The sequence below is a fragment of the Kribbella steppae genome, from assembly GCF_004342025.1.
In the GTDB taxonomy this organism is placed as follows: Bacteria; Actinomycetota; Actinomycetes; order Propionibacteriales; family Kribbellaceae; genus Kribbella; species Kribbella steppae.
In genome coordinates this window covers 220,510-247,263 of sequence record NZ_SLWN01000006.1, presented here as the reverse complement: position 1 = coordinate 247,263, position 26,754 = coordinate 220,510, and the positions used below count along the sequence as shown (strand labels likewise).

Genomic DNA, 26,754 nt, shown 5'->3' with positions numbered 1-26,754 from the left:
TGACATTCCTTCGTGGCTCTAGCGGCTGGGCGGGGCGGAGTTCTGCGGGGGCTGGACGCCGGCCGGTGCTCCCCCGCCGGGAGGCGCGGTGGTGGTGTTCGGCGGCCCCGTCGGGTTGCTCGGATTCGTTGGGTCGGTGGGGCTCGGCGTGATACTCGGCGTGCAGGTCGCCGGGAAGGGCAGCGGCTCCAACGTCCACGTCGGCGTCGGTGAGCCGATGGTCCACTCCGGGCACGGGAGATCGAGCGTCGGTGGTACGGCGGTGCTGATCGGCGCGCCGGGGTCGTCGGGCGTGCTCTCCACCACGATCGGGGGGATGGTGGGGCTGTCGTCGGCCTTCTTGATGCCTTGTTCGGGGTGGGCGGTGCCGATGCCGGCGGCTTTGAGGTTGGTCTTGCCGATCAGGCCGAGGAATGTCGTCTTGTTGTCGATGGCGACCCGGATGTCGACCTGTTCCTCGGTGAGTTTGGTCGGGGCGCAGGAGGTGACGGCCGGGTCGTTGGACGAGACCTGGGCGCAGAAGCCGGCGATCGCGGTGGCCGCCTTGGCGGTGTCGATCTTGGCCTCGGCGGAGTTCAGCTGGATGGTGGCCGCGCCCACCCGGGCCGCCTCCTGGGCGTAGCCGACCGCGCGGGACCGAGCGCCGAGTTGCCGTCCGCCGTCGATCACCAGGCCGGCCAGGGTGAAGATCATCACCGCCAGGATCGCCACCGCGGGGCTGAGCGCACCGCGGCCGACCGTCAGCCGGTGGTTGCCGGGGGCATCGATCCGGACGAACTCGACGACCCGGGAGCGGCGGTCACGAGCCATCGCGAACACCTCGGTACGGGTCGACCGACGAACTGAAGCGCTTGGTGATCTTGGTGTCGCCGCCGATCCCGAGCAGGCCGAGATCGCGGTAGTCGATCGTGCAGGTGACCTCGACGGACAGCGGCGTACCGGCGGCGAAGTCGGTGGTGATGGTGCCGCTCGCGGTTTCCTTGCAGGACTTGAACGCCTGGCTCATCGTCCGGTTCACCGCATCGTCGACGCGACCCTGCGCCTCCCCGAGCGACCGCGCCTGGCTGGCCGAGCGCGCGCCGTCGCGAGCGGCACTCTCCAGCAGCGACGAGGTCTGGAAGTACCGGCCACACGCCAGCAGGAACATGAACAGGATCAGCAGGATCGGCGCCAGCACAGCCAGTTCCAGGGCCATCGTGCCCTGCTCGGTCGGCTTGCGGTGCCGCCCCGCGGAGCGGACGTACCGCACCACCGGCCGGGCATGCCGAGGTGGGCGACGGGTCCCCAGGCTCCGCGTCATGTCCTCACTCACTTGTCATCGGCCTCGAACTGCTCGATCGGCCCGGTCGCGGTGCGCTCCACGTGCAGCGTCAGGCCGGGAACGAGCGAGACGGTGTCACCGGTCACGGTGAACGAGACCATGCCTTCGGGATTGTTGTACGACGGCGTCTTCACGTCGGCGTTCTGTAGCGTCGTACCGCCGAGCTGCTGCGCGTACGCCTGGATGTCGGCCCGGACCTGCTCGCCGACCCCGGTCGTGTAGACCGGCGGCTGGACCAGGCGCAGGCGCGAAACCCCTTCCTGTGCGGCGTTCAGCGCGACCGACCGCCCGTACAGCCACAGTGCGGTCTGGATCGACATGAAGATCAGCGCCAGGATCAGTGGCGCCAGGATCGCCAGCTCGAGTGAGGTCGCACCCCGCTCGGACCGCCGCCGGTGCTTCCGGCGCGGGGACGGACGGAGTACGCCGTACCGACGCGAAGGTGAACGCGACGGTACGGCGCGAGCGTGGCGGGGCGGCACCAGGGATCAGCCGTTCTCGATCTCGCCGGTGCGCTTGTCGATGACGCGGCGGACCACCAGGCCGATCGCCAGTGCGGCGGCGACCAGGATGGCCGAGATGATGGCCCATTCCAGCGCGGAAGCGCCGAGCTGGGTCCGTCCCTGCCGAGCCCGGGCCCGTTGGGTGTGGGCCCGCGCCACCGCGTAGCCGGCCATCGCGCGCCAGAACTGCAGTTCCGAGTTCATCCGAATGCCTTCCCAGTCATGAGGCCCGATGCGGGCCTCAGTATGCCCTGTACGACGGACAGAATCGTCCGCTGGATCCCTTATCCACTTCAGTTCCCCAGGATCGCGATCCCGGCGGGGAAGCCGAGGAACAACATGAACGCGGCACACATGACGAGCTGCGCGACCAGCATCGACTGGGACCGCTCCCCCGCCTTGCCCTCCACGTCCGCGAGCTCCTTGCGCCGCAACGACGCCGCCCGGGCGAGCAGCGACGCACGGATCTTCGCGCCCTCGTCACCGGCCAGTGCCAGCGCCGAAGCCAGGTCGCGCAGTTCCTCGACGCCGAGGTCCTCGCCGAGGCGGGCCATCGCGTCCCACGGCGTGATGCCGATCAGCCGCGCGTTCGCCAGCGCCTGCCGGATCCTGGCCATCGCCCAGTGGTCGCCGATGGTGGACGCCGTCATCAGTGCCTCCGGCAGACCGCGACCGCCGGCCAGGTTCATCGCGACCAGGTCGAGGAAGCTGCCGACCACGTGCCGGAAGTCGCGCCGCCGTGCCTCCGCCTCCTGCCGCAACGCCAGGTCGGGCAGGAAGAACGCGAACGCCATCGCGGCCAGCGTCACGATCGCCGGTGTCGCGCCGGGTGCGCCGAGCCCGAGCATCGAGAACAGGAACAGCACGATCGGGATGAAGATCATCGCGCCGAGGGCGAAGAACACCTTGGTCGCGAGCATCGCGGCGAACGGCTGGTTCATCACCGCGAGATCGCGGCGCAGCCTGCCGAACGCCCACCCGCGCGCGTTCGCCTCGAACTCGAGCCGCCGGCCGAGCGATGCCCGCGCCTTGTCGAGACCGCCGAGCACCCGTTCACCGGCCGCACTCGCGGTCGCGGCGTTGGCGTAGCCGGTCCGCCCGGCGTCGATCCGGGCGATCGTGGACAACACGTTCGCCGACGGCTTGATGAACATCCGCACCAGCAGGTACACGCCGAGGCCGACCAGAGCACCGGTGATGAAAGCCCACGTCATCCGCCCACCACCTCCATCCGGTCGTCGCCGGCCCGCTTGGCCCGCTTGTCGTTACTGTGAATCAGGAACCGCTCCGGGACCTCGATCTTGGCCAACTTCCGCAGCCAGACCAGCCCGAGCGCGTACAGCGCGATCACGATGAACAGCACGAACTGCCCGATGAAACTCGTGTACGGCGCGACGTACGTCGGGTTGAACAGGACCAGCGCCGCCGCCACCAGCAGCGTGATCGCTACGACCACCTGGACCGACCGCCTGGTCGACCGCCGTTCGGCCGCGACCTTCCGGCGTACGTCGAGTTCCTCGCGAGCGGAGTCGGCGAGCGCGCTGAGGACCTCACGCAGACCTGGACCGCGCAGCCGGGCGTTCAGCACCAGGGCCGCGATGATCAGGTCGGCGGACGGGTCGTTCAGGTCGTCGGCGAACCGCATCAGTGCCGAGGGCAACGGTTCGCGGATGCGCAGCCGGTCGACGAGCAGGTTCAGGCCGGGCTTGATCGCCGGGGCCGCGTTCACCGCGGTGGCCGGGATCGCCTGCTCCAGACCGACCGCGCCGGCGATGGTGTCGCGCAGCGCCTCGGTCCAGGTGGCCAGGGCCTCCAGGCGTTCGATCGCGCGGCGTTCCTCACCGGTGCCGCCGAAGAAGCGGTCGGCGAGCGCGGCCAGCAGGCCGAGGGCGGCAGCGAGGACGAGCCAACGCGTCACGACCAGGACGAGGAGACCGACGCCGATACCGGTGCCCAGGCGGACGAGGTTCTTCCGGCCTTCGACGTTGCTCCGGCGGAACAGCGACGGCGACTCCTGCCGGGGCGCGGTGCCGCGGATGGCGACGACCAGCAGCAGGAGCGCGCCGCCGACCACCGCTCCGCAGAGCAGTGCGAGCAGGGTCCGGTCGTTCATCGCAGCCTCACCTCACGCCCAGGTTCCGTGCACGAGCGGCTGGTACCCGAAGTGCTCGAGCTCGTCCATACAGGCGATCGGCGCGTGTGCGGCCGCCCGGCCGTCGACGCCCGGGGCGAACACCTCGCCGGACAGCACCCGGCCGTCCCAGCCGGTCACCTCGCGGATGCTCTCGACGTACCGGCTCAGGCCACCGCCGTGCTGGTAGTCGTTCTGCTTGCGGACGAAGACGACGAAGTCGAGCGCACCGGCGATCAGCATCTGGGTGGCGTCCATCGGCAGCCGTTCCATCGCCTGGATCGCGTAGGTGCTGATCCGGTTGAACACCTCCATCGAGCTGTTCGAGTGGATCGTCGACAGCGAGCCGTCGTTGCCCTGGCTCATCGCGTTCAGCATGGTGACGATCTCGTCGCCGAGGACCTCACCGACGATCACCCGGCTGGGGTTCATCCGGAGCGAGCGGCGGACCAGGTCAGCCATGCTGACCTCGCCGACGCCCTCGGAGTTCGGCAGGCGTTCCTCGAACGCGACCACGTTCGGGTGCAGGTCCTTGAACTCGCCGAGGCCGAGCTCGAGGGAGCGCTCCACGGTGATCAGCCGCTCATGCCGCGGGATCTCGTTCGCCAGCGCCCGCAGCAGGGTCGTCTTCCCGGAGTTCGTCGCGCCCGCGATCATGATGTTCTTCCGCGCCGCGACCGCCGACCGCAGGAACGACCCGACGTCGTCGGAGATGGTGCCGTTGGCAACCAGGTCGCGGAGGAACACCCGGCCCAGGCGCGCCCGCCGGATCGACACCGCCGGGCGCGCGGTGACGCCCATGACGGCGGACAACCGGGACCCGTCCGGCAGCCGGAGGTCGAGCTGCGGGTTCGCCGAGTCGAACGGACGGCTGGTCAGACCCGCGTGGGCGGCCAGTACCTGGATCAGCTCGACCAGTTCGTCATCGCTCTCGGCGACCGGACCCGGGTTCTCCTCGCGGCCGTCGCCGTACTGGACGAAGACCTGGTCGTAGCCGTTGATGTCGATGTTCTCGACCTCGGGGTCGTCGATCAGCGGCTGCAGCCGGCCGACACCGAACAGGGCCGAGTGGATCGCGCCGGCGATCTGCGCGTCGTCGTCCGGGGTGGGCGGCGTCCGGCCCTCGGCCAGCTCGTAGCGGGCATGGTCCTCCAGCACCTGCACGATCAGCGAGCGGGCGTACTCACGCTCGTCCTCGGCACTCATCGGCGGTACGCCGTTCACCTGGTCCCGGCGACGCTGTTCGTTCAGTCGCTCGGCGACCTGCACGCGCAGCTTGCGGACCAGTTCCTGATCGGCGGTCATCCGCCCCACTCCCCCTGCGGTGGGAACGCCGCCTCCGCCATGTCGAACTCGTGCTGCGGAGGTGCCGCCACGAGCGCGGCCATCTCCGCGGTGATGTCGGTGGCGGACCGGATCAGCTGGGTCTTGTCCAGCCGGCCGTGACCGCGCCCGTCGAAGAACGCCGCACCGACCGGGTCGTAGGCCAGGTGCCACCGGTGCCTCACCGGCACGGACATCGCGTCCAGCACGGACCACACCTGCTTGACCCCGTCACGCCGCTTCGGGTCCGCCACCACGACCACACCGAGCTGTGCGTCGACGTGGTGCACCAGTGACGACAGTCGCTCACGCAGATGGGCGACCGACGAGCCGGTCGCCGTACAGACGAGGACGACGAGGCGGGCGGACTGGATGACGGGCAGTTGGGGGGACGAGGCGCCGATGCGGCCGCAGTCGGCCAGTACGTCGCCGTTCTGCATCTGGTTGAACGAGATGCCGAGCGGATGCCACAGACCGCCCATACCGCCGACCTGCTCGGGTGAACGGACCCCCAGCATGACGTCGAGTCCACCGTCGAGCTGCTGGCTGTGCGCGAGGATCACCTCGTCGCTCAGGCCCTTACGGCTCGCGGCAGCCAGGCTGACCAGGCCCCGGTCCGAGTTCAACGGTGCTCCGCCCGGTGCGGTCATCCGGATCGCCACGTCGCTCCCGGCCGGGTCGCACTCGGCCAGCAGCACCTGCCGCGGCCAGAGCGCGCCGAAGACGAGACTGGCAGTCGTCACCCCGGGCGAGCCCTTTGCGCTCGCCAGTGCCACCAGAGCCATCAACCGTCTCCGTCGGTGCGGGAGACCTCGGGCTTGGTGGCCGGGTTCAGCTTCGTCAGGACCAGAGTCTTCGCCGCCGCGGCCGCCGCGACGGCGGTCGCCTTCTCGGTCGGAACCAGGACGGTCACGTTCAGGGTGGTGTTCGCGTTGGTCCTCGCGTCCGCGATGGCCCCCGAGCTGGCGGTGACCTCGGCCGCCGTGACCAGCGGGGTGGCCGGCGAGGAGTCCTGGTTGGCGGCGGGGACGCGGATCACCGAGACGATGTCGCCGACACTGATCCCGTCCGACGGCGCGCGGCCGCCTTCCAAGCTCAGGCCGACCAGCGCACCACCGGCCGGAATGGGCTTGTCCGCGGTGAAGTTGTCCGGCGTGACGAACTGGTCCTTGTAGAGCTTGGTCGTCGTGTACTGGCCGAGGTACTTCTCGGCCTCCGACCACGGGATCAGGCTGCCGGTCGCGCCGGCGAGGTCACCTCGGGACAGGTCCTTGCGGTCCAGCTTGTGGCCGGGCCCCAGGTCGTTGGCGATCGCGACATAGTCCGACCGGTTGCCGCTGTTCACCGCGATCAGCGCGGAGCCGGCCGCGCCGAGCAGGATCAGGATCACAGCGAGGGCGGCCAAGGCGGGTCGGCGTTCCCGGCCACTCGGCAGGCGGTTTGTACCACTGCCTGCCGATCTGCCCGCTCCGCGGGTGCCTTGGGAGGAAGTACGCGTGGAGGACGAGAGACTCACGCGCCCTACCGTAATGGCAGGGAGGTGCCATCCGGCACACGAGGCCAGCCCCGTTATCGGCTCGCTACCCGCTCCCGCTCCGCCGACGTCAACAGCTCGGTGAATGCCCCCGGGCCGCCGTACAACTGGTCTAGATAAGTAAAGAGCCCCTTCAGGGCCAGACCAAGCTCACGCTGCCATCCGTCGGCGCTCTCCAGCTGAGCCGCGAGCACCCGTCCCTGGGCGAGCGTGACGGCCGCGTTGACCGGCTGCACGAGTCGCTCACCGTCCGCATCCGGTACGGCGGACCGACCGCGAACCCGCCGTACGACCTGGATCAGCGCGGACCGCTCCGCTTCGGGCAGGATCCGGTCGAATCCGAGGGAACCGTGGAGCTGGTCGAGGTAGTCACACAGAGCGAGAAACAACTCGACAGCGTCGTACTCCGGGCCGGTCGTGGCCACGTGCCGCAGCTGGGCAACCACGCTCCGCGCCTCGGAGACACTCCACGCGGACGATCCCAGCCGGTCGGTCATGTGACGATCGTAGGAGCCGGAGCAGGCGTAAATCGTTAACAGGCTGGGTGATCTGAGTGGCTGGCTGGTAACCGAAAGTTTGCTAACGTCCAGACCTTGAGGTCTCGGTGACAACTGGTGATCACCGAGGCACGTTAGGGAGGGGGTGGGTCGGCTGACGACCCCTGTTGTCACCGCCCCGGATTCGGTGTCGCGCGCCCGCGCGACGATCGGGATCGCGTTGGGGATCGTCTCGCCGTCGGCCGTACCTCTGCGTGACGGCAGGGTCTGGTTGACCAGCCGGCAGGACGTGCTGCCCGCCCACATCGTCCGGGCGATGGAAGAGCAGCTCAGTCGCCGGGCCGCGGACCGGGCCAGTGACGAGCGGATGCTCGCCGAAGCCGTCGCCGTGCTGGGTGCGGAGATCGCCCGTGCCCGGGGCGAGTCCCCGGAGGCCGGCGCGACCGACGCACTCGATCGGCTGCTGAACACGCCTGGACTGGACCAATCGCGCCGTACCGAGGGCCAGGCGATGCTCCGCCTCGCCCTTCGGCTGGCGGCGCAGGAGTCCGAGGATGCGGCCGCCCGGCTGCGGTCCTTACCGGGCGAGACGAGGGTGCCAGTCGCCACCGAGATCGTGTCGGCCTCCCAGCGGATCAGCCAGGACGCTGGTCTGCTCAGCACGAGCCCCCAGTCCGGCCCGACGACCAGCCGCACTGGGCGCCACCGCGCACAGGTCGGTGTGAGGCACCGCCGCCAGACCCTCACCCGAGAGGTCCCCGGAACCAGTCTGTCCGCTAGCCAGTCCGGTCTCGACGCCCGCCAGAGCGAGCTGGCCGCACTCGCGGCGCTGACCCGCCTGGGCGAGGACGATCTCGGCTCGTCCGTCACCAGCCGCCCGGCCGTCGACAACCAGTCCGGCCTGGCCGCCATCGCGCTGTCCTCTGGCGACAGACCGCAGTACTTCCGGGTCGAGGTCACGCCGACTGTCCGTGGCCTGGCCGCCCAGGGAAAGCTCAACTCGGGTACGGCGACCGACCCGCACGTACTGCGGATCAAACCCGGACTTCCCCCGCACCAGTACGGCCAGGTTTGGATCCATCAGCTCAGCCTGATGGCCCAGGAACAGCAGGCGGCACGGGCCGGCCAGTCGACGGGGATCCTCCGCAGGCTGCGTTCCGCCCTGAGCCACGAGCGGCTCAACCGGCGGACGAACGCCGACCTGGCGGTCTACCGGAAGCTGTCGACCGACTGGCAGGCCGCCCGCGAGGGTCATCCGACGGGGCCGCTCGGCGTCGCGGAGCTCGAACGCGACATCGACGGCCTGGCTGTCGCGATCGCGCGCCGCAGCGGCACCGAACCCGAACGGCCCTGGGCCAACGATTCGACGTACTCCCCCGCCGCGGCCGTCGAAGGCCTGGCCGCCGAGCGTGCCATCGCCGCGGCCAACCCCGAACCGAACAGCCCCGGTCACCTTCGCCGGCAGGTCGTCGAGCAGATCGCGTCCCTCGAAGCCGCCGTCAAGGACCTCAAGGACAAGTCCGACGGCAAGACGACCACTGCCGCGGCCGCCGTCGACCTGGCGACCAGCAAGGAAGACCTCGCCGCGGCTGAGGACCAGCTCCAGGACCGCGGTGCGCCGGAGCGAGCCCGCCGGCTGCGCGTGGAGGCAGTTGGAGCCTTCGGCAAGGCTCGCCGCCACACCGAGATGGCGGACGCGTACCAGCAGGCGGCGAACGACGCCGGCCAGGCGCTCGCCGGCTACCGGACCTTGCTGAGCCAGCTCGACGACCCGAACTACCAGCCGGCGCAGATCGCCGACCTGGCCCGGGAGGCGGCTGAGAAGACCGACGCCTACCAGGCGAGCCTCCGCCAGGCCTTACCGGTCGACCACCTGGAGACGGGTGTGCCGACCGATCAGCAGCTGAACCTGCCGGTCGACGAGATCAACACCATGCTGGCCGACAACCGCAGCGGCCGGCAGATCGCCAACCGGGACCCGGTCCCCGTGCCGGGTGCGCAGTACCGCCGGCTGTTCTCCGACGGCATGGTCTTCACCGTCGGCGGCGACCCCGACGACGACGTCTCCAAGGTCACCCAGGTCCGCCTCCGGATGAAGGTCCGCGACCTGACCGAGGTGACCGGCCTCGACTACACCGTCGCCGAGCAGATGTCCGGAACCCTCGGTGAAGGCGGCCAGAGCAACTCCATCACCAGCAACCACTCGTCGAGTGTCAGCTACGGCGTCGACCTCCAGCCCTTCATGACGCTCGCCCCGGAAGGCAGCGCCGTCCGGGCGGCATCGCAGGTGGTCTCACCGCGCGTCGACGTGACCACGGGCCAGACCCTGAGTACGACCGCGGGCGCGACCGCGCACGGTCAGCTCGGCTGGGTCGACGTGTTCAAGGGCGAGTCGGTGCCGTACAGCTGGACGGGCGAGTTCGAGATCGAGGTGCGGAACTCCCCCACCGCGCCGTGGTCACCGGCCCGGACCGTCGCGGCCGGCGAGCAGCTGACCTGGGTGCCGAGCCCGTACACAGTCAAGGCACCGACCGAGACGGTCACGCTGGAGCAGCTCGGCCGGGGCGACGAGTGCACCGACGAGTTCCCCCGGCACACGGTCACCCGGATCAGCGGTCTGCACAGCATCAGCGACGACATCGTCACCCAGGTTCAGGAGAAGAAGTTCGGCCGGCTTGACCGGGTCGGGTACGACCACATCAGCGAGCTCATCACCCAGGACCCCTACCGGTTGCTGGGCGAGGCGGCCAAGCCGGGCGGCCTCAGCCGGACCATCCCGGTCGGCGGCGAGTCGGAGTACGAACTCACCCTGGAGGTCGAGCCGGACTGGAGCACCGCCAGGCTCACCGGTGCGTGCACGCCGGAGATGGGTCAAGAGAAGGTCCAGGTCGACTTCGCCGGCTTCAACGCCAGCCGGGTCTCCGGTACGTCGCTGTCCGGTTCGGCGACGCTGGCCTACCCAGGACGACCACTCGACCCACCGCAGCCGGTGCCGGGCTACATGCCCAGCCCGACAGCGCTGGACGACGTCGGTTCGTTCACCGCGGACCTGTCGCCCAACGTCTCGGCCGGGCGGAACGTCTCCCGCCAGGGCGGGCAGAACCTCAGTACGACGGCGATCACGCCGGTGGTCGATCGCGACATGGCCCCGACCCAGGGTGTCGAGGTCGACCTCAAGGTGACCGCGACGCTGCGCAAGCTCCGCGATCCCGAGGCGGAGACCATCGTCGTCACGGACACCTGTCAGGCGAAGCTGCGACTGACGGCGAACCGGTTGCTGCGCGCGGGTGCGCCGGCCGGCAAGGACGTCGTACTGCGTGATGACGACAACGACATCCGGCTCGACCAGCGAGGGCGGGCGCTGCTGCTCGGCGACGCTGAGCCGCCGACCGGACCGCAGACTCTGCCGCCTTGGCACGGCACCGGCGAGAACCAACTGCGCGGTCCGGGCAAGTCCCTGCCCGAGGAGCTGGAGGGTGCCGACGAGGCCCGCCAGCAGGCGCTGACCAACCTCAGCAAGATGGGCCTGGTGCCGCCGCTGGACGCGGACTTCCAGCCCCGCTGGGACGACAAGCTCCCCCCGGATCCGCTCCGACGTGCCGGGGAGCTGCGCCGACGTGCCGGGCAACTGGCGAACTACGACCGGGTGATCCAGGACGTCACCGACTACCGGATCGTCGCCGGGATGAACACGGCCTGCCAGTCCGGTCTGGTGGTCCCACTGGTCGACCACCGCGCCGGCCACGCGCCGAAGACCCGCTTGTTCCGGTTGTCCACCACGCAGGACTTCGACGACGTCACTCCCGCCGGCACCACGCCGTGGCGGTTCATCGCCCGGCTCGGCATCAGCTCCCGGGCCAGCCAGCAGACGTCCGGCCGGTCGAAGTCCGTGCCGGTCTCCGGCGGTCTCGGGCTGAGCAACGGCCCCGGGGAGGGACAGCAGGGTCTGGCCGGCCGGTTGGGCCTCAAGCTCAGCCGGAGCGCGATCGGGCGAAGCTTCAACTGGAGCCTCGGCCGCCGGATCAACCGGGTCACGCTGAACGAGAGCACCGGCGAGGTCGACAACCTCAAGCAGGGCATCCGGATTACCTTCGCCGAGATGACCGACCAGGGCGACTCCGAGCCGCTGGCCGACGTCCGCGGCAGCGTCGTACTGCCGTACGACAGCTCGCTGACCAGGGCCGAGGCTCCGGTGTTCGAGGCCGACCCGAAAACGCCGCACCCGGATGCGGTCAGCCAGTCGATCCCGGTCGCGGTGGACGCCGGCGACCCGGCCGACCGGCTGTTCAAGGCTGTGGACGCGATCCGCGCGGACACCACCGGCTTCCTGCAACTGCACACCGCGCTGTCGCCGGAGAGCCTGGTCTCCAACACGGAGTGGCTGAGCGGCAGGTACGAGCTGCCGCTGGTCATCACGCCGGCACCGGGGAGCCCGGCGCAGGCATTGGCGGACGGGACGCTGCTGCCGCAGGAGTTCAAGGTCGTGCTCCGAACCAAGGTCGTCAGCCAGACCTTCGTCGCGATCAACGACCAGAACACCGCCAACATCAACTTCACCATGAACGACGCCGGCCACTCCTCCGGCACCTCGGCCTCGGGCGGGGTCGGCGCCGAAGTCGGCGGTGGGTCGGTCGACGCGGACAAGTCCGCGCTCAGCGGCAAGCTGGGCGTCGGCCGGATCGGCGGTACGTCGCAGTCGACCAGCACCTACCAGACGACCGGCGAGGAGCGCCTGCGGGTCAACGACGGTGTCCACTACGAGCTGATCGAGCGGCACGAACTCGTCGCCGACGTCATGCAGGGTGACCAGGTCGTCCAGACCGTCCCGCTGCAGGACGCGCTGGTCCAGAAGGCGATGCCCGAGTTCTCGGCGCTCGAGCTGTACGGGCGGGATCAGTTCGATCTGCCGTTGCCGATCGCGGCGGACGTCGCCGAGCGGTACCTGACCGGCAAGGTCGACCTCAATCCGCGGACGGCGGCCGGCTTCGTCCGGCGCTACAAGCAGGAGAAGGCCGGCGTCTCCACTGGTCTCGCGGCCGAGCACACCGACGAGCGCCTGAACGCGAAGGTGCAGGACCGGGCCGGCCTGCCGGCATCCACCGCGCCGACCCCCGAGGAGCGCCTCGAGGACACCCTGGTCCGGACCCAACAGCTGGTCGAAACCCGGCGCGTTGTCGGCCTGGCGGAGCAGTACGACGCCAGCCTGGCGTCGAGTCAGCTCTACATGCTCAGGGTGGAGGGACAGGACGAGGACGTCGACCTGATCCCCCAGATCCACCGGCAGCTCGACGAAGTGGCGCCCGGACTGGTGGCCGCCGACCCGTTGCTCGCACCGATCCTGGAGGTCGATCTTTCCAAGGACAGCTACCAGGGACAGCTGGAGAACATGCTCGGCCCGCGCGGGTACACCACCCCGATCGAGGTCCCGGTCGAGGGCCAGGCCCAGTCCGACGTCCTGCTCGTGACGGTCAAGGCCCGCTTCGAGGGCGACGCCACCGTCGACGGCGGCCCGGGCCTCAGCAAGGCGGCGGCGATCGGTCTGGTCCAGAAGTACAACTACGTCGGGCGGGACCGGTCGACCAGCCACACCACGACGTACTCCGGCAGCGCGGAGATCAAGCACGAGGACGGGACCGGCGGCTCACTGTCGGGCGGAGCCGGCACCGACCGGATCCGCTCCGTCACGGCGGGCAGCGGCGAGCAGAACACCAGGCTCGACCGGACCGGCGACTTCGACCTGACGCCGGTGTACCGGACGATCGTCTTCACCACCGAGGTCCAGCGCATCCACAACGCGGGCACGGCCGCGATGGCGGGCGTGAAATGGCGGCTGAACCAGACCGTCCCGGCGGCGCAGACCACCGCCGCCCAGCCGGTGGAACTGCGCGCCGAGCTGACCGCCTTCGTACCCCGAAGCGTGGTCAGTGATCCGCCGGTCGCCCAGGCTGCCGAAGAGTTCCACCCCGACCATCGCGCCGCTGACATGCCCGTCAGCGCCCCGGTCGAGGCCATGCTTCCGCACCGCAAGGGCGCGACGCGCGCCGACGATCTGTACAACCGGCTCACCGGCCATCTGGCGCAGCGTCGCGGCTTCGGTCCCCGCGGCGTGGCGCAGTTCCAGACGTCCATCGGGACCCAGCTGCAGCCGACCGCGATGCAGGCCAAGTTCAGCGAGCTGATCAGCGAACGCGGACTCAGGCTGGAGCCGATGGCGGGCACCGGCAACGGCCGGACGACGTTCGACGTCCAGGTCAACGCCCGGCGGCTCGGCTGGCAGCTCATCGGAAAGGCCGGGCCCGGCCAGACCGGCCTGGTCCAGCGTGATCAGACGCAGACCAAGACCTCCACGGTCGGGAATCAGCTGATGCCGGCCACCGTGACCGGTGGCGCCGGCGGCGGCATCGTCTCGGTGAGCGGCTCGGTCGGCGAGCAGGTCAAGATGCAGTCCAACGACGCCTGGGGTACCCGGTTCGAGACCAGCGCTTTCCGCAACAGCGACATCGTCGTCGTTCGGATCCCGGTGCTCTATGACGTCACCATCGACGAGGTGACGGACCGGGGTCGTGGCACTCCGGACACGAAGGACACGACGGTCCTCGAGGACATCGCGCCCGCCGAGTTCTACGTGAAGATGCAGTACCACGAGTTCCTCGAGGGCCTGCGGCAGATGGAGACCGGCGGCGACGTCTCGCTGGACGGCGGCCGGCTGCAGGCGATGCCGGAGAAGCTCGGCAAGCCGAGCCTGCGGATGACGGAGTACGCGCCGGACGGGTCGTATCAGCCGTACCGGCCGTTGCTGGCCGCGCTCGAGAAGGCGAAGGCCGAGCGGACCACGGTGATCCTGGCGGTTCAGGACCGCGACGGCAAGGTGAAGCAGCTCTACCGGGCGTTCAAGGACGGACGCATGCAGGGCGTTTACGACGGCGGCTTCGCCACCGCGTTCGCCACCCTGGACCGGAACCTGGTCCTGATGGCCGAGGACCGGGTGAATCTGGAGGAGCTGTACAACACCTCGGAGCCGGGCGGCAACTTCAGCACGAAGGTCGCGGCCGCGCTCGAGCAGAAGGGCGTACCGACCGCGATGCTGAAGGGCCTCACCCACTCCACGTCGCAACGCGAGCCGAACCCGGTGCCCAGCCACGCCGCGAAAGCGACGCCCGGCGGTGCGGCGGCCGGCCGGACCATCAGCCCGACCGCGAGCGGCCCGTCCTTGACGGGTCCGTGACCGCGCAACACGACGAGAGGGACGGTATGGCGTTCGCGGTGGCGCGCACCAGGGACGAGGCGCACCTCTACCTGGAACTGCATCCCTGCCCCAACTGCGGTTCGATCGATACCCCGTGGGAGCACGGCCTGGCCGACGTGGAGGGCGAATTCGCGATCAGCTACGCCGGGATCTGTCCCGGTTGCGACGTCGAACGGCAGTACCTCTTCGGGGTGCCGGCCCGCGAGACCAAGGTGGTCGGCTGGCCGACCTTCGGCGGACCGGAACCGTCGGAGCTGCTCGATCCCGGCCAGTGGATGGACGTAGCCGACCGGGCCGCCACCGAGGTCCCCACCGATCCCGTCGGGGCCGGTAAGGTGCTGGCCGTCGCGGTGGCCGCGGTCGACGAGGTGATCAAGTTCGTGCCGGCCGGGCAGGACGCCGTACCGGAGGAGGAGTTCTGGACGCCGGAGGGTCAGGCGGTCCGGGACGTCGATCCGGGCCGGTTCCGGCTGGACCGGTTGCTGGTGGTCCGCGACACCTACCGCGAGCTGGGCGCACAGACAGGAGCGAAGTAACCGATGCTGACCGCAAGGACGCTGGCCGAGGCACAGGTCTACGTGAGCCTGACGACGGCTGCCGACCAGGCCGCGCCGGCCGTCGAGCCCGCGCCGATCGAGCCCGGTGCGAACCTGACCGAGGGTGCGGACGCCTGGACCCTCGCGTCGCCGGCCGGTGACATCGCGATCGCGTACGCCTCCGAGGACGCGGCCCGCACGGTCGGTGCGCGGTTCGGGCTGGGGGTGTCGCAGCTCGTCGACGCCGTCCAGTGGGCCGTGGTGGCGGCGACCTACGCACGCCGCGCGCTCGCGGCCGACATGGCCTACACCGGCGGTCCGGATCAGGATCGGGACAGTGTCGAGCTCAACTGGGAGTTCGCCGCGGAAGCGGTCGGCGAGGCGCTCAAGTTCCTGCCGGACGGCGCCGACGCGGTGCCGGACGAGGGCGTCTGGTCCGAGTTCGGCCGCCAGTCGCGCGCGCAGAACCCGGAGCTGGTGACGCGCGCGAAGCTGACCGACGACCTGGAGTACTACCGCGGCACGCTGGCGGACTTCCGCGCGCTCTACGGCTCCTGAGGGTCAGTCAGCTCGATCCGGATCGCGCGGGCGTCGACACCGGCCTGCTCGAGCACCTTCTGCTTGGGATCCGGTACGCCGAGGAACGGCGGCCGGACCAATCCCACCAGATCCCGCAACCGCGGGTCGTCGAGCACGGTGTCGACGGCCCGACGGTCTCCCCCGCACACGAGCGCGTCCAGCCGCGCCGGAGCCAGGATCCGTACGGCGACCTCGGTGGCCGCCGCGAACGCCTCGCGGGCCTGGTTGTCACGCCGCCGCGCATACCGCTGCTGCGACCACCCACCGGCCTTGGTCGTCCCCTGCACATGGCGTGAGCCGACCTTCGAGTCGATGAGCTTGCCCCCGGCAAACACCCCGGCGCCGTAGCCACCCCGCCGTACCAGCAGAACACCGAGACGATGGTCAGCGAGCACGTGCGCGACCAGTCCTTCCCGGCTGAGGTCGGGCAGCGGTGGGTACGGTACGTCGACGACGGCCAGCGATCCGTCTTCTGCTGTCAGCCGCACGCGGGCCGGCGTCACGTCGTACGACACCGAGCCATGCCGTTCCGCAAAGCCGGTCAGCCAGCGGTCGAGCCTTTCGGGCGCCACAGCGACGACGCGCGTCACGCGTCGGCTCCCTCGGACAGGGCCGCGCGGACGATGGCCCGCGCCGAGGACACCATCAGCTCCGCGGCGTCCGCACGGGTGAGTCCCGCGACGTCGACGAGCCAGACCAGCGCCTCGATGCCGACCGCGCTGCGGACGGCGATCGCGAGCCGGTGGACGGCGGCCTCGGACAACCTGTCCCGGGCCGGCGCGAGTGCATCCTCGAACCAGCCGATCGCACGTCCTTGCCGCAGCGGCAGTTGATCAGGCTGCGTGGACGGCTCGAGCGACAGGCGGAGCATCGTGCGTTGCTGCGGCTCGAATTCCAGCAGGCTCGCGATGAACGCCCGGACGACCACGAGCAGCCGCGTCTCGGGATCGTCGCCGCTGTCGGCCGGCAGCAGCGAGGTCAGCTCGACCTCCGGGTGGGCGGCCGCGAGCAGCTCCGCCTGACTGCGGAAGTACCGGTACGCCGTCGTCCGCGAGATCGACGCGGCCGCCGCGGCCGCTTCGACGGTCGGCGCCGAGCCACCCTGCCTGATCAGCTCACGCGCGGCGGTGATCAGGTCGTTTCGCGTGCGCTGCTTCTGCCGGGTCCGGCCGGACTGCTCGTACGCCGTTGACATGGCATACACGGTACCGTACTTTCGTAATGGGACTCCAGTCCCATGAACGGGGAGGGGTGCTCGATATGACGACACTGGCTGCGACGGTCAGGGACCAAGGCGAAGGCGAACGGCGCTGGTTCAGCGGGGGCGGTCTGCACACCTGGCTGGCCACCTCGGACGAGACCGGGGGCGCCTTCCTCCTCTTCGAGTTCACCGGCGAGCAGGGCAAGGTGACACCGGTTCACATTCACCCCGCGTCGGACGAGACGTTCTACCTGCTCGACGGCGAGATCCAGCTCGATCTCGACGGAAAGCGGCGCAACCTCTCCGCCGGCGGCGTCGTGGTGATCCCCCGCGGCGTGCCGCACGCCTTCATGGTCGTCTCGCCGACGACCCGGTTCCTGACGATCCAGACTCCGGGCACGGACGAGGCGTTCTACCGGCTCGCCAGCGAACCGGCGCCCGAAGGAAGCCGGCCGACCCCGGTCGACTTCGACCGGATCCGGGACGCCGCCGAGAAGACCGGCGCCATCCAGATCCTCGGCCCACCACCGTTCTGAGCAGATGCGAAAGCCCGGGCCACCTGACCCGGGCTTTCACCTGCCGGAACGCTCAGACGTTGAAGCGCTAGACGTTGAAGCCGAGCGCGCGCAGCTGCTCGCGGCCGTCGTCGGTGATCTTCTCCGGGCCCCACGGCGGCATCCAGACCCAGTTGATCCGGAAGTCGTTGACCAGGCCGTCGAGTGCCATCCGGGTCTGGTCCTCGATCACGTCGGTCAGCGGGCAGGCCGCCGACGTCAGCGTCATGTCGATGATCGCGGTGCTGGTGTCGTCCACGGTGACGGCGTAGATCAGGCCCAGGTCGACCACGTTGATCCCCAGCTCGGGGTCGACGACGTCCTTGAGTGCCTCGGTGACGTCCTCCACCTGGGCAGGGCTGGTCCCGGTCTGCGCGGCGGCCTCCAGGTCGACCTCGGGCAGCTCGATCTTCTCGTCGGTCTGGTCAGGCATTGCTCACTCCTTCTTTCCGCGCGAGTGCCTGGGCGGTCGCGTCCCGCCAGGCCGACCAGCCCAGCAGTGCGCATTTCACCCGGGCCGGGAACTGCGCGACGCCGGCAAACGCGACGCCGTCCTCCAGAACCTCTTCATCCGGTTCGACATTCCCCCGGCCCTGCATCAGCTCGAGGAACTTCTCGTACGTCGCCATGCCCTCGGTGACCGGTTTGCCGATCACCAGGTCTGTCATCACCGACGTCGCGGCCTGGCTGATCGAGCAGCCGACGCTCGCGTGGGTCACGCCGGTCACCGTGTCGCCGTCGAGCTCGACCCGGAGGGTGACCTCGTCCCCGCAGGACGGGTTCACGTGGTGCACCTCCACGTCGTACGGCTCCGCCAGACCCGAGTGATGTGGGCTGCGGTAGTGGTCCAGGATGATCTCCTGGTACAGCGAGTCGAGCTGCATCAAGCCACCTTGAAGAAAGTACGGACGAAGCCGAGGCCGTCCACCAGCGCCTCGACCTCTTCCGGGGTCGTGTAGAGGTAGAAGGACGCCCGTGTCGAGGACTGTACGCCGAACCGCTCGTGCACCGGCCGCGCACAGTGGTGCCCGGCCCGTACCGCGATCCCGCGGGTGTCCAGCACGGTCGCCACGTCGTGCGGGTGTACGCCGTCCAGCTCGAAGCTGATCGCGCCACCGTGATCGGTCGCGTCGGTCGGGCCGAGGATGGTCAGCCCCGGAACGGTCTTCAGTCCCTCGAGGGCGTACTCGACGATCGCGTGCTCGTGGGCGGCGATCTTGTCCATCCCGATCCCGGACAGGTAGTCGATGGCCGCACCGAGACCGACCGCCTGGGCGATCGGCGGCGTACCGGCCTCGAACCGGGCCGGCGGCGCGGCGTACGTCGAACCGGTCATCCGCACGACCTCGATCATCTCGCCGCCACCCAGGAAGGGCGGCAACGAGGCGAGCAGGTCGTAGCGACCCCAGAGCACGCCGATACCGGTCGGGCCGACCACCTTGTGACCGGTGAAGACCAGCAGGTCCGCCCCGAGCGTCGACACGTCGACCGGGAACTGCGGCACCGCCTGCGACGCGTCCACGACGACGGTCGCGCCGACCGCGTGCGCCTTGGCGGCGATGTCGGTGATCGGGTTGATCGTGCCGAGCGCGTTCGAGACCCAGGTCAGCGAGACGACCTTGGTGTTCTCGGTGATCAGCTCGTCGAGGTTACTCAGGTCGAGCCGGCCCTCGTCGGTCACGCCGAACCACTTCAGCGTCGCGCCGGTCCGCTCACAGGCCAGCTGCCACGGGACGATGTTGCTGTGGTGCTCCATCTCGGAGATCACCACCTCGTCGCCCGGCTTCAGTGACGCGCCGAGGGTGTGCGCGGCCAGGTTGAGCGCCTCGGAGGCGTTCTTGGTGAAGACGATCTCGTTCCGCGACGGAGCGCCGAGGAAGGCCGCGACCTTGTCCCGGCCGCCCTCGTACGCCGCGGTCGCCTCGGCACCGAGCTGGTGCATGGCCCGGGCGACGTTGGCGTTGTGCTTCAGGTAGTGGTCCTCGATCGCCTGGACCACCTGGCGCGGCTTCTGCGACGAGTTCGCCGAGTCCAGGTAGACCAGCGGGAACCCGTTCGCCAGCTCGCGGGAAAGGATGGGGAAGTCCGCCCGGACCGACTGCAGGTCCAGGGGACTGCTGAACGTCCGGGCGTTGGTCACTTCGCGCCTGCCTTCAGGAACCTCTCGTAGCCGTTGGCCTCGAGCTCTTCGGCCAGCTCCGCGCCGCCCTCTTCGGCCACCCGGCCGTCGACGAACACATGCACGAAGTCCGGCTTGATGTAGCGCAGGATCCGGGTGTAGTGGGTGATCAGCAGAACACCCTTGTCACCCTGCTCCGCGAACCGGTTGACGCCGGTGGAGACGATCTTCAGCGCGTCGATGTCGAGGCCGGAGTCGGTCTCGTCGAGGATCGCGATCTTCGGGTTCAGCAGCTCCAGCTGGACGATCTCGTGCCGCTTCTTCTCGCCACCGGAGAAGCCCTCGTTGACGTTGCGCTGGGCGAAGTCGGGGTCCATGTCCAGGTCCGACAGCGCCTTGTTGACGTCCTTCACCCAGGTACGCAGCTTCGGGGCCTCGCCGTCGATCGCGGTCTTCGCGGTCCGGAGGAAGTTCGCCACCGACACACCGGGCACCTCGACCGGGTACTGCATCGCCAGGAACAGGCCGGCCCGGGCGCGCTCGTCGACGGCCATGTCCAGCACGTCCTCGCCGTCGAGGGTGACGGTGCCGCGGGTGATGTTGTACTTCGGGTGGCCGGCGATCGAGTACGCCAGCGTGGACTTGCCGGAACCGTTCGGGCCCATGATCGCGTGCGTCTGACCAGCAGCGATGGTCAGGTCGACGCCGCGCAGGATCTCCTTCGGGCCGTTCTCGGTGTCGACCGACACGTACAGGTCGCGGATCTCGAGTGTCGCCATGAGGTTTTCTATCTCCGTCGCTTTACAGGGATGCCTGATTCAGGGGGTTCTTGACGTCGACCATCAGATCGTCGCCGTCCAGCCGGACCGGATACACCGGCACCGGGTCGTACGCGGGCAGGCTGGTCGGCTCACCGGTGCGCAGGTCGAAACGGGATCCGTGCAGCCAGCACTCGATCTCGCACTCGCCGACCTCACCCTCGGACAGCTGGATCTGCGCGTGCGAGCACTCGTCCCGCACCGCGAAGAACTGCCCCCCGCTCTTCACGACCGCGACCTCGACACCGCCGACCTCCACCGGGACGACTCCTTCGTCCGGTACGTCGGTGACGGCGCAGGCGCGCTCGAAGCTGTCGCTCACTGACCCGCGACCGCCGTGCTCTGCCCGGTGGCCTTCGCCGCCGCAGCACTCAACTCGGCCGTCCGGGCCAGCTTCTCCTCGATCACGTCGTGCAGGTGTTCGGCCACCTCGGGGACGCCGATCTTGCCGATGATGTCGTTGAAGAAGCCGGACACGACCAGCCGCCGGGCCGCATCCTCGGGGATACCGCGGGCCTGCAGGTAGAACAGCTGCTCGTCGTCGAACCGGCCGGTCGCCGAAGCATGCCCGGCGCCCTCGATCTCGCCGGTCTCGATCTCCAGGTTCGGCACCGAGTCGGCGCGGGCGCCGTCGGTGAGCACCAGGTTCCGGTTCAGCTCGAAGGTGTCGGTGCCCTCGGCCGCGGCCCGGATCAGCACATCGCCGATCCACACCGAGCGGGCGTGGTCACCGGCCAGCGCACCCTTGTAGAGCACGTTGCTCTTGCACTGCGTCGCCTCGTGGTCGACGAACAGCCGGTTCTCGTGGTGCTGACCGGTCTCGGCGAAGTAGACCCCGACCAGCTCGGCGTCGCCGCCGGGACCGGCGTACCGGACGTTGGTCGAGACGCGGACGACCTTGCCGCCGAGGGTGACCACGACGTGGTGCAGCCGGGCGTCCCGGCCGACCAGCGCGTCGTGCTGGGCCAGGTGGATCGACTCGTGGTCGGCCTGCTGGATCGAGACGACCCGCAGGTCGGCGCCGTCACCGACGACGATCTCGACGTTGCTGCCCAGCTCGCCGGCGCCGGTGTGATCGATGATCACGATCGAGCGGCTGTGCCGGGCGGCGTCCACGATCAGGTGGGTGAAGCCGCGGGCGCCGAGGCTGGCGACGTTCACGTGCACCGGCTCGGTCAGCTCGGCCTCGACCGGGATCCGCACCGCGAGCGCCTCGGCCGCGTGGGTCCAGGCGACGGCGGCGGCGCGGTCCTGCGGCGTGCCCACCTTCAGCGAGTCGGCCGCGACAGTCTCGAACACGACACCGTCCGGGCCGGACGCGTCGATCTTCGGGGTCTCGGTGCCGGCCTCGTCGGCGAACAGCGCCTTGAGCGCCTTGACCGGGGTGAAGCGCCACTCCTCCTCGCGACCGTGCGGCACCGCGAAGTCGGCCACGTCGTACGACGTCGGCCGCTCACTGCGGGCCTGCAGCGGTACCGGGGACCCCGGCCCGTGGGAGTGCGCCTTGTTACCGGTGGCAACAAGGGTTTCAGTGGCGGACATCAGCCGACGGCCCCTTCCATCTGCAGCTCGATCAGTCGGTTCAGTTCCAGCGCGTACTCCATCGGGAGCTCGCGGGCGATCGGCTCGATGAAGCCGCGGACGATCATCGCCATCGCCTCGTCCTCGGCCATGCCCCGGCTCATCAGGTAGAAGAGCTGGTCGTCACTGACCTTGGACACGGTCGCCTCGTGCCCCATCGCCACGTCGTCCTCGCGGACGTCGACGTACGGGTAGGTGTCCGAACGGCTGATGGTGTCGACCAGCAGCGCGTCACAGCGCACCGTGGACTTGCTGTGGTGCGACCCCGGCGCCACCTCGACCAGGCCCCGGTACGACGTCCGGCCGCCACCGCGGGCCACGGACTTCGACACGATCGAGCTGGAGGTGTACGGCGCGTTGTGCACCATCTTCGAGCCGGCGTCCTGGTGCTGGCCCTCGCCCGCGAACGCGACCGACAGGGTCTCGCCCTTGGCGTGCTCACCCATCAGGTAGACGGCCGGGTACTTCATCGTCACCTTGGAACCGATGTTGCCGTCGATCCACTCCATCGTCGCGCCGGCCTCACAGGTGGCGCGCTTGGTGACCAGGTTGTAGACGTTGTTCGACCAGTTCTGGATCGTCGTGTAGCGGCAGCGGGCGCCCTTCTTCACGATGATCTCGACCACCGCGGAGTGCAGCGAGTCCGACTTGTAGATCGGCGCCGTACAGCCCTCGACGTAGTGCACGTAGGCGTCCTCGTCGACGATGATCAGGGTCCGCTCGAACTGGCCCATGTTCTCGGTGTTGATCCGGAAGTAGGCCTGCAGCGGGATGTCCACCTTGACGCCCTTGGGCACGTAGATGAACGATCCGCCGGACCAGACCGAGGTGTTCAGCGAGGCGAACTTGTTGTCGCCAACCGGGATGACGGAGCCGAAGTACTCCTTGAAGAGCTCCGGGTGCTCGCGCAGACCGGTGTCGGTGTCCAGGAAGATGACGCCCTGGGCCTCCAGGTCCTCGCGGATCTGGTGGTAGACGACCTCGGATTCGTACTGCGCCGCGACACCGGCGACCAGGCGCTGCTTCTCCGCCTCCGGGATGCCGAGCTTGTCGTAGGTGTTCTTGATGTCCTCGGGCAGCTCTTCCCAGCTGGTCGCCTGCTTCTCGGTCGACCGGACGAAGTACTTGATGTTGTCGAAGTCGATCCCGGACAGGTCCGCACCCCATGACGGCATCGGCTTGCGGTCGAAGAGCTTCAGACCCTTCAGCCGCAGGTCGAGCATCCACTCCGGCTCGTTCTTGAGGGCGGAGATCCCCCGCACCACGTCGGCGCTGAGGCCGCGCTGAGCGACCGCGCCGGCGGCGTCGGAGTCGGCCCAGCCGTACTGGTAGTTGCCGAGGCCTTCCAGTTCGGGGTGAGCGGTTTGCGTCATCGTGCAGTCCTCGCAGATTCGCCGTCGGATACAGGGGCAGTAACCGGTTGGGGGCCGGGGATGTGTGTCGTGCAGACACCGTCGCCGTGGGCGATGGTGGCCAGTCTCTGGACGTGCTTGCCGAGCAACCGGGCGAACACCTCGGTCTCGGCCTCGCACAGTTGGGGGAACTGCTCGGCCACGTGCGCGACCGGGCAGTGGTGCTGGCAGAGCTGCTCTCCGTGCGCGGCCTTCGCCGTGGAGGCGGCATAGCCGTCCGTGGTGAGGGCCTGGGCGAGCGCCTCCGCCTTGTCACTCTCGGGGGCCGCGTCGACCAGCCCCCGGTACCGCTGCTCCACCTCGGCGACCCGGCGCCGGGCGAACTCCGCGACCGCCTCGTCACCGCCGGCTTCGGCGATGAACCGCAGTGCGGTGGCCGCCAGGTCGTCGTACGCCTGGTGGAAAGCGTGCCGGCCGGTGTCGGTCAGCACGAAGACCTTTGCGGGGCGGCCGCGGCCACGGGGACCGTAGACCCGCTCCTCGCGGGCCTCGACCAGGCCCTCGTCGAGCAGATGGTCGAGGTGCCGACGGACCGCTGCCGGGGTCAGCTCCAAGCGCTCCGCGAGCACCGCGGCGCTGGACGGACCGTTGGTCAGGATCGATCGGGCAACCCGGTCCCGGGTCGACTCGTCCCGCATGATTCCAGCAACAGCGGAGGCGCCCGCGGGCACCGGTCCGTTCGTCGCAGGAGTTTTCACAACATCAGTGTCGCGTAATTCACCAGACCCTTCAAATAAGGGTCCCCTAACCGGTTCGGGCGGTCACGCGGGCTGTGAAGACCGGGCGTGAGCGACGTCACGTTCACCCGTTCTCTATGCTGCCGTTGTGCCAGTCGCGGTGGAGATCGACAACCTCGTCGTGCGGTACGGCGAGAAAGCCGCGGTCGACGGTCTCAGTCTCACCGTAACCGGCGGCACGGTGACGTCCGTGCTCGGCCCCAACGGGGCGGGCAAGACCACCACCGTGGAGAGCTGTGAGGGCTTCCGCCGGCCGGAATCCGGACGGGTCCGGGTGCTCGGACTGGACCCGATCGCCGACCACGACGAACTGATGCCGCGGATCGGCGTGATGCTGCAGGAAGGCGGCGCCTGGTCCGGCGTCCGGGCCCTCGAGATGCTCCGGTACGTCGCCAGCCTGCACACCCACCCCTTGGACATCCCGGCCCTGGCCGAGCGTCTCGACCTCGGGACCTGCGGCCGGACGCCGTACCGGCGGCTGTCCGGCGGCCAGAAGCAGCGGCTCTCGTTCGCGCTGGCGATCGTGGGCCGGCCGGAGATCGCGTTCCTGGACGAGCCGACGACGGGGCTGGACCCGCACGGCCGGCGCGAGATCTGGCAACTGATCCGCGATCTGCGGGACGACGGAGTGACCGTCGTACTCACCACCCACGCGATGGACGAAGCCGAGCAACTGTCGGATCAGGTCCACGTGGTGTCCGCCGGCAAGGTGATCGCCTCCGGCACCCCGGACACCCTGACCGAGCACGGCACCAAGTCGCTCGAGGATGTCTACCTGGCCTTGACCGCACCTCCGCGTCGGGAGCACAAGTGAACGAGCGGAGCGAGTTCATCATCAGGCACAGCGTATTTAGTGCCTCATCCGCGCCCGGAGCGAAGCGAGGACGTGGATGAGTTCGACGTACGCCCCGCGGCCGGGCAGTGCGCCCTGGCCACGGAAAGTGTTGGCGCATGCGCGGATGGAGTTCAGGCTGCTGATCCGCAACGGTGAGCAACTGTTGCTGGCCCTCGTGATCCCGCTGGGTCTCCTCCTCCTGCTGGGCGGCACTGGGCTCGGCAACCGGCTGCCGCTGGGCGATGGGGCCGCCATCGACGACGCGGTGCCTCGTGTGCTCGCGCTGGCCGTGTTGTCATCGTCGTTCACGTCATTAGCGATCGCGACCGGCTTCGAGCGGCGGTACGGCGTGATCAAACGGCTGGGCGCTTCTCCCCTGTCTCGGACCGGACTGCTGGCCGGGAAGATCGGTGCGGTGCTGGTGGTGCAGGTGATCCAGCTCGCCGTACTGATCGGGACTGGCTTCGCGCTCGGTTGGAACCCGACCGGCGGGTTCGATGCCGTGTTCGGTGTGATGCTGATGGTGCTGTGTGGGACGGCTGCCTTCGCTTCGCTCGGTCTGCTGATGGCCGGCGTACTGCGGGCAGAGGCGACGCTGGCCGCGGCGAACCTGTTGTATCTGCTGCTTTTGGTCGGCGGTGCTGTGCTCACGCCGGTCGACGAATACCCCGAGGGCATCCAGGGCGTTGTCCGCGTCCTGCCGAGTGCTGCGCTGGCCAACGGCCTGGCGAACTCGACCATCGAGGGTGTCATCCCCTGGGCCGCAGCGCTGTCGCTGGCGTTGTGGGCGGGGGTCCTCGGATACCTGGTCTCCCGGACCTTCCGGTGGGACTGAGCGAGCGCTTCTTTAGAGTGTGCCGGTGATGAGCACCGAGACCCCACCTCAAGAGACCGCACCAGTCACCGGATTCTGGCGACTGGTGCCGGAGCCGAGCCTGGACGTCGTACGGCGCTGGGGCTGGGCGTCGGTGGTGGCGAACATCGGCATCGTGGTGACCGGTGGACTGGTCCGGCTGACCGGCTCCGGCCTCGGCTGCCCGACCTGGCCGCAGTGCACCGACGAGTCGTACGTGCCGCACAGTGCGCTCGGCATGCACGGCGCGATCGAGTTCGGCAACCGCACGCTCGGCTTCGTGGTCGCGGTGATCGCGATCGGCACCTGGCTGGCGGTGATGCGGTACCGCCCGGTGCGCAAGGACCTGCGCCGGCTGGCGACGGCTGCCGCGCTCGGTGTCCCGCTGCAGGCGGTGATCGGCGGTGTCAGCGTGCTGACCGGGCTGAACCCGTGGATCGTCTCGGCACACTTCCTGGTCTCGCCGGTGATCATCACCTTGACCGTCTCGATGATGCGGCGGTCCCGGACGAGTCCCTACCCGCACACTCCCCCGGTGGTTCGCGCCCTCGCGACCGCGTGTGTGGTGGCGGTCTGGCTGGCCGTTGCCCTCGGCACGTTGGTGACCGGCGCCGGGCCGCATTCCGGTGATCCGGACACCGGGCGGAACGGGTTCGACGAGACGCTGATCAGCCAGCTCCACGCGGACGTCGTGTTCGGCCTCCTGGGGATCACGATCGCGTTGGTGATCGCGACCCGGGTGACGGCGACCTCACGGACGCTGCGGAAGTTGGCCGCGTGGTTGCTGGCGATGGAGCTACTGCAGGGCGTTGTGGGCTTCACGCAGTACTTCACCGGACTCCCGTGGGTCCTGGTGCTCATCCACATGTTCTTCGCCGCGGTGCTGATCGCCCTCGTGACCGCTGTGTACGGCGAACGCGGGACGCCGGCCACCTAGCCGAAGACCCAGGGCGCCAGGCCCGGTGAGTAGACCT

General features: G+C 69.4%; 27 protein-coding genes. 7 read left to right on the top strand and 20 right to left on the bottom strand.

The genetic code is table 11. From position 1 onward, the window contains the following. Positions 1-18: 18 nt before the first annotated feature. The 10 genes from EV652_RS18825 to EV652_RS18780 all read right to left on the bottom strand — a co-directional run bounded on the left by EV652_RS18825 (position 19) and on the right by EV652_RS18780 (position 7,309). Positions 19-810 carry a TadE/TadG family type IV pilus assembly protein gene (locus tag EV652_RS18825; RefSeq protein ID WP_199238264.1) on the bottom strand — a complete coding sequence of 264 codons (792 nt, stop codon included), beginning with the start codon at positions 808-810 and terminating at the stop codon, positions 19-21. After that, the gene (locus tag EV652_RS18820) at positions 800-1,300 is read right to left on the bottom strand and encodes a TadE/TadG family type IV pilus assembly protein (protein ID WP_132210457.1); all 501 of its coding nucleotides are present in this window, start codon (positions 1,298-1,300) and stop codon (positions 800-802) included. Before EV652_RS18820 ends, EV652_RS18825 begins: the two co-directional genes overlap by 11 nt. A gap of 8 nt (positions 1,301-1,308) precedes the next feature. Beyond that, positions 1,309-1,803 (bottom strand): TadE family protein, encoded by a 495-nt coding sequence (locus EV652_RS18815; RefSeq protein WP_132210456.1) that lies wholly within the window; start codon positions 1,801-1,803, stop codon positions 1,309-1,311. A gap of 6 nt (positions 1,804-1,809) precedes the next feature. Further along, positions 1,810-2,028, bottom strand: coding sequence for a hypothetical protein (locus EV652_RS18810; protein WP_132210455.1), 219 nt, complete (start codon positions 2,026-2,028; stop codon positions 1,810-1,812). A gap of 89 nt (positions 2,029-2,117) precedes the next feature. Continuing rightward, the gene (locus EV652_RS18805) at positions 2,118-3,038 is read right to left on the bottom strand and encodes a type II secretion system F family protein (RefSeq protein WP_132210454.1); all 921 of its coding nucleotides are present in this window, start codon (positions 3,036-3,038) and stop codon (positions 2,118-2,120) included. Next, a complete protein-coding gene (locus tag EV652_RS18800; RefSeq protein ID WP_132210453.1) occupies positions 3,035-3,937 on the bottom strand; it encodes a type II secretion system F family protein in 903 nt (300 codons plus the stop codon). The genes EV652_RS18805 and EV652_RS18800 overlap by 4 nt, the downstream gene beginning before the upstream one ends. A 12-nt stretch (positions 3,938-3,949) precedes the next feature. Then, positions 3,950-5,260 carry a TadA family conjugal transfer-associated ATPase gene (locus EV652_RS18795; RefSeq protein WP_132210452.1) on the bottom strand — a complete coding sequence of 437 codons (1,311 nt, stop codon included), beginning with the start codon at positions 5,258-5,260 and terminating at the stop codon, positions 3,950-3,952. Further along, positions 5,257-6,063, bottom strand: coding sequence for a CpaE/TadZ family protein (locus tag EV652_RS18790; RefSeq protein ID WP_132210451.1), 807 nt, complete (start codon positions 6,061-6,063; stop codon positions 5,257-5,259). The genes EV652_RS18795 and EV652_RS18790 overlap by 4 nt, the downstream gene beginning before the upstream one ends. Beyond that, positions 6,063-6,683 carry a hypothetical protein gene (locus tag EV652_RS18785; RefSeq protein WP_242001851.1) on the bottom strand — a complete coding sequence of 207 codons (621 nt, stop codon included), beginning with the start codon at positions 6,681-6,683 and terminating at the stop codon, positions 6,063-6,065. Before EV652_RS18785 ends, EV652_RS18790 begins: the two co-directional genes overlap by 1 nt. 164 nt (positions 6,684-6,847) lie before the next feature. Then, positions 6,848-7,309, bottom strand: a complete 462-nt coding sequence (locus EV652_RS18780) for a hypothetical protein (protein WP_132210449.1) — start codon at positions 7,307-7,309, stop codon at positions 6,848-6,850. Between the two features lie 145 nt (positions 7,310-7,454). Here EV652_RS18780 and EV652_RS18775 point away from each other — a divergent pair, with 145 nt between their 5' ends. The 3 genes from EV652_RS18775 to EV652_RS18765 are packed head-to-tail and all read left to right on the top strand — an operon-like array spanning position 7,455 to position 15,649. Further along, positions 7,455-14,534: a hypothetical protein gene (locus EV652_RS18775; protein ID WP_132210448.1), complete on the top strand. Its 7,080-nt coding sequence runs from the start codon at positions 7,455-7,457 to the stop codon at positions 14,532-14,534. Positions 14,535-14,560: 26 nt separating this feature from the next. Further along, positions 14,561-15,091: a hypothetical protein gene (locus tag EV652_RS18770; RefSeq protein WP_132210447.1), complete on the top strand. Its 531-nt coding sequence runs from the start codon at positions 14,561-14,563 to the stop codon at positions 15,089-15,091. Positions 15,092-15,094: 3 nt separating this feature from the next. Beyond that, positions 15,095-15,649: a hypothetical protein gene (locus EV652_RS18765; RefSeq protein ID WP_132210446.1), complete on the top strand. Its 555-nt coding sequence runs from the start codon at positions 15,095-15,097 to the stop codon at positions 15,647-15,649. Here the strand turns inward: EV652_RS18765 and EV652_RS18760 are convergent. Continuing rightward, on the bottom strand, positions 15,637-16,260 hold the full coding sequence (locus tag EV652_RS18760) for an acVLRF1 family peptidyl-tRNA hydrolase (protein WP_132210445.1): 624 nt from the start codon (positions 16,258-16,260) through the stop codon (positions 15,637-15,639). The two genes, EV652_RS18765 and EV652_RS18760, sit on opposite strands and share 13 nt — an antisense overlap. Beyond that, entirely contained in the window at positions 16,257-16,865 is a 609-nt protein-coding gene (locus tag EV652_RS18755) for a TetR/AcrR family transcriptional regulator (RefSeq protein ID WP_132210444.1), read from the bottom strand. The genes EV652_RS18760 and EV652_RS18755 overlap by 4 nt, the downstream gene beginning before the upstream one ends. A gap of 65 nt (positions 16,866-16,930) precedes the next feature. On the opposite strand from EV652_RS18755, the gene EV652_RS18750 reads away from it, so the two are divergent. Further along, positions 16,931-17,407: a quercetin 2,3-dioxygenase gene (locus EV652_RS18750; protein WP_132210443.1), complete on the top strand. Its 477-nt coding sequence runs from the start codon at positions 16,931-16,933 to the stop codon at positions 17,405-17,407. Between the two features lie 67 nt (positions 17,408-17,474). Here the strand turns inward: EV652_RS18750 and EV652_RS18745 are convergent, their stop codons facing one another. Genes EV652_RS18745 through EV652_RS18710 form a run of 8 tightly spaced genes read right to left on the bottom strand, consistent with a single transcriptional unit; the run spans position 17,475 to position 23,993 of the window. Further along, positions 17,475-17,858 carry a metal-sulfur cluster assembly factor gene (locus tag EV652_RS18745; protein ID WP_132210442.1) on the bottom strand — a complete coding sequence of 128 codons (384 nt, stop codon included), beginning with the start codon at positions 17,856-17,858 and terminating at the stop codon, positions 17,475-17,477. Next, positions 17,851-18,309: a Fe-S cluster assembly sulfur transfer protein SufU gene (gene sufU / locus EV652_RS18740; protein ID WP_132210441.1), complete on the bottom strand. Its 459-nt coding sequence runs from the start codon at positions 18,307-18,309 to the stop codon at positions 17,851-17,853. The genes EV652_RS18745 and sufU overlap by 8 nt, the downstream gene beginning before the upstream one ends. Beyond that, complete coding sequence (locus EV652_RS18735; RefSeq protein WP_132210440.1) at positions 18,309-19,565, bottom strand: cysteine desulfurase; 1,257 nt, start codon at positions 19,563-19,565, stop codon at positions 18,309-18,311. The genes sufU and EV652_RS18735 overlap by 1 nt, the downstream gene beginning before the upstream one ends. Further along, positions 19,562-20,323, bottom strand: coding sequence for a Fe-S cluster assembly ATPase SufC (gene sufC / locus EV652_RS18730; protein WP_132210439.1), 762 nt, complete (start codon positions 20,321-20,323; stop codon positions 19,562-19,564). The genes EV652_RS18735 and sufC overlap by 4 nt, the downstream gene beginning before the upstream one ends. Positions 20,324-20,345: 22 nt before the next feature. Next, entirely contained in the window at positions 20,346-20,684 is a 339-nt protein-coding gene (locus tag EV652_RS18725) for a non-heme iron oxygenase ferredoxin subunit (RefSeq protein ID WP_132210438.1), read from the bottom strand. After that, positions 20,681-21,904 (bottom strand): Fe-S cluster assembly protein SufD, encoded by a 1,224-nt coding sequence (gene sufD, locus EV652_RS18720; RefSeq protein WP_132210437.1) that lies wholly within the window; start codon positions 21,902-21,904, stop codon positions 20,681-20,683. The genes EV652_RS18725 and sufD overlap by 4 nt, the downstream gene beginning before the upstream one ends. Then, a complete protein-coding gene (sufB, locus tag EV652_RS18715) occupies positions 21,904-23,316 on the bottom strand; it encodes a Fe-S cluster assembly protein SufB (protein WP_132210436.1) in 1,413 nt (470 codons plus the stop codon). Before sufB ends, sufD begins: the two co-directional genes overlap by 1 nt. Further along, positions 23,313-23,993, bottom strand: a complete 681-nt coding sequence (locus tag EV652_RS18710; RefSeq protein WP_132210770.1) for a helix-turn-helix transcriptional regulator — start codon at positions 23,991-23,993, stop codon at positions 23,313-23,315. Before EV652_RS18710 ends, sufB begins: the two co-directional genes overlap by 4 nt. A 187-nt stretch (positions 23,994-24,180) precedes the next feature. Between EV652_RS18710 and EV652_RS18705 the strand changes: the two genes are divergently transcribed. The 3 genes from EV652_RS18705 to EV652_RS18695 all read left to right on the top strand — a co-directional run bounded on the left by EV652_RS18705 (position 24,181) and on the right by EV652_RS18695 (position 26,717). Next, positions 24,181-24,906, top strand: a complete 726-nt coding sequence (locus EV652_RS18705; protein WP_242001850.1) for an ABC transporter ATP-binding protein — start codon at positions 24,181-24,183, stop codon at positions 24,904-24,906. Between the two features lie 145 nt (positions 24,907-25,051). Continuing rightward, positions 25,052-25,762, top strand: a complete 711-nt coding sequence (locus tag EV652_RS18700) for an ABC transporter permease (protein WP_439649066.1) — start codon at positions 25,052-25,054, stop codon at positions 25,760-25,762. Positions 25,763-25,790: 28 nt separating this feature from the next. Further along, entirely contained in the window at positions 25,791-26,717 is a 927-nt protein-coding gene (locus EV652_RS18695; protein WP_132210768.1) for a COX15/CtaA family protein, read from the top strand. Positions 26,718-26,754 lie beyond the last annotated feature (37 nt).

Excerpts from the sequence above, each read along its gene's own strand:
- EV652_RS18825 (WP_199238264.1), bottom strand. The coding sequence starts at position 810 with ATGGCTCGTGACCGCCGCTCCCGGGTCGTCGAGTTCGTCCGGATCGAT.
- EV652_RS18820 (WP_132210457.1), bottom strand. The coding sequence starts at position 1,300 with ATGACGCGGAGCCTGGGGACCCGTCGCCCACCTCGGCATGCCCGGCCG.
- EV652_RS18810 (WP_132210455.1), bottom strand. The coding sequence starts at position 2,028 with ATGAACTCGGAACTGCAGTTCTGGCGCGCGATGGCCGGCTACGCGGTG.
- EV652_RS18805 (WP_132210454.1), bottom strand. The coding sequence starts at position 3,038 with ATGACGTGGGCTTTCATCACCGGTGCTCTGGTCGGCCTCGGCGTGTAC.
- EV652_RS18800 (WP_132210453.1), bottom strand. The coding sequence starts at position 3,937 with ATGAACGACCGGACCCTGCTCGCACTGCTCTGCGGAGCGGTGGTCGGC.
- EV652_RS18795 (WP_132210452.1), bottom strand. The coding sequence starts at position 5,260 with ATGACCGCCGATCAGGAACTGGTCCGCAAGCTGCGCGTGCAGGTCGCC.
- EV652_RS18790 (WP_132210451.1), bottom strand. The coding sequence starts at position 6,063 with ATGGCTCTGGTGGCACTGGCGAGCGCAAAGGGCTCGCCCGGGGTGACG.
- EV652_RS18780 (WP_132210449.1), bottom strand. The coding sequence starts at position 7,309 with ATGACCGACCGGCTGGGATCGTCCGCGTGGAGTGTCTCCGAGGCGCGG.
- EV652_RS18770 (WP_132210447.1), top strand. The coding sequence starts at position 14,561 with ATGGCGTTCGCGGTGGCGCGCACCAGGGACGAGGCGCACCTCTACCTG.
- EV652_RS18765 (WP_132210446.1), top strand. The coding sequence starts at position 15,095 with ATGCTGACCGCAAGGACGCTGGCCGAGGCACAGGTCTACGTGAGCCTG.
- EV652_RS18755 (WP_132210444.1), bottom strand. The coding sequence starts at position 16,865 with ATGTCAACGGCGTACGAGCAGTCCGGCCGGACCCGGCAGAAGCAGCGC.
- EV652_RS18750 (WP_132210443.1), top strand. The coding sequence starts at position 16,931 with ATGACGACACTGGCTGCGACGGTCAGGGACCAAGGCGAAGGCGAACGG.
- EV652_RS18745 (WP_132210442.1), bottom strand. The coding sequence starts at position 17,858 with ATGCCTGACCAGACCGACGAGAAGATCGAGCTGCCCGAGGTCGACCTG.
- sufU (WP_132210441.1), bottom strand. The coding sequence starts at position 18,309 with ATGCAGCTCGACTCGCTGTACCAGGAGATCATCCTGGACCACTACCGC.
- sufC (WP_132210439.1), bottom strand. The coding sequence starts at position 20,323 with ATGGCGACACTCGAGATCCGCGACCTGTACGTGTCGGTCGACACCGAG.
- sufD (WP_132210437.1), bottom strand. The coding sequence starts at position 21,904 with ATGTCCGCCACTGAAACCCTTGTTGCCACCGGTAACAAGGCGCACTCC.
- sufB (WP_132210436.1), bottom strand. The coding sequence starts at position 23,316 with ATGACGCAAACCGCTCACCCCGAACTGGAAGGCCTCGGCAACTACCAG.
- EV652_RS18710 (WP_132210770.1), bottom strand. The coding sequence starts at position 23,993 with ATGCGGGACGAGTCGACCCGGGACCGGGTTGCCCGATCGATCCTGACC.
- EV652_RS18700 (WP_439649066.1), top strand. The coding sequence starts at position 25,052 with ATGGAGTTCAGGCTGCTGATCCGCAACGGTGAGCAACTGTTGCTGGCC.
- EV652_RS18695 (WP_132210768.1), top strand. The coding sequence starts at position 25,791 with ATGAGCACCGAGACCCCACCTCAAGAGACCGCACCAGTCACCGGATTC.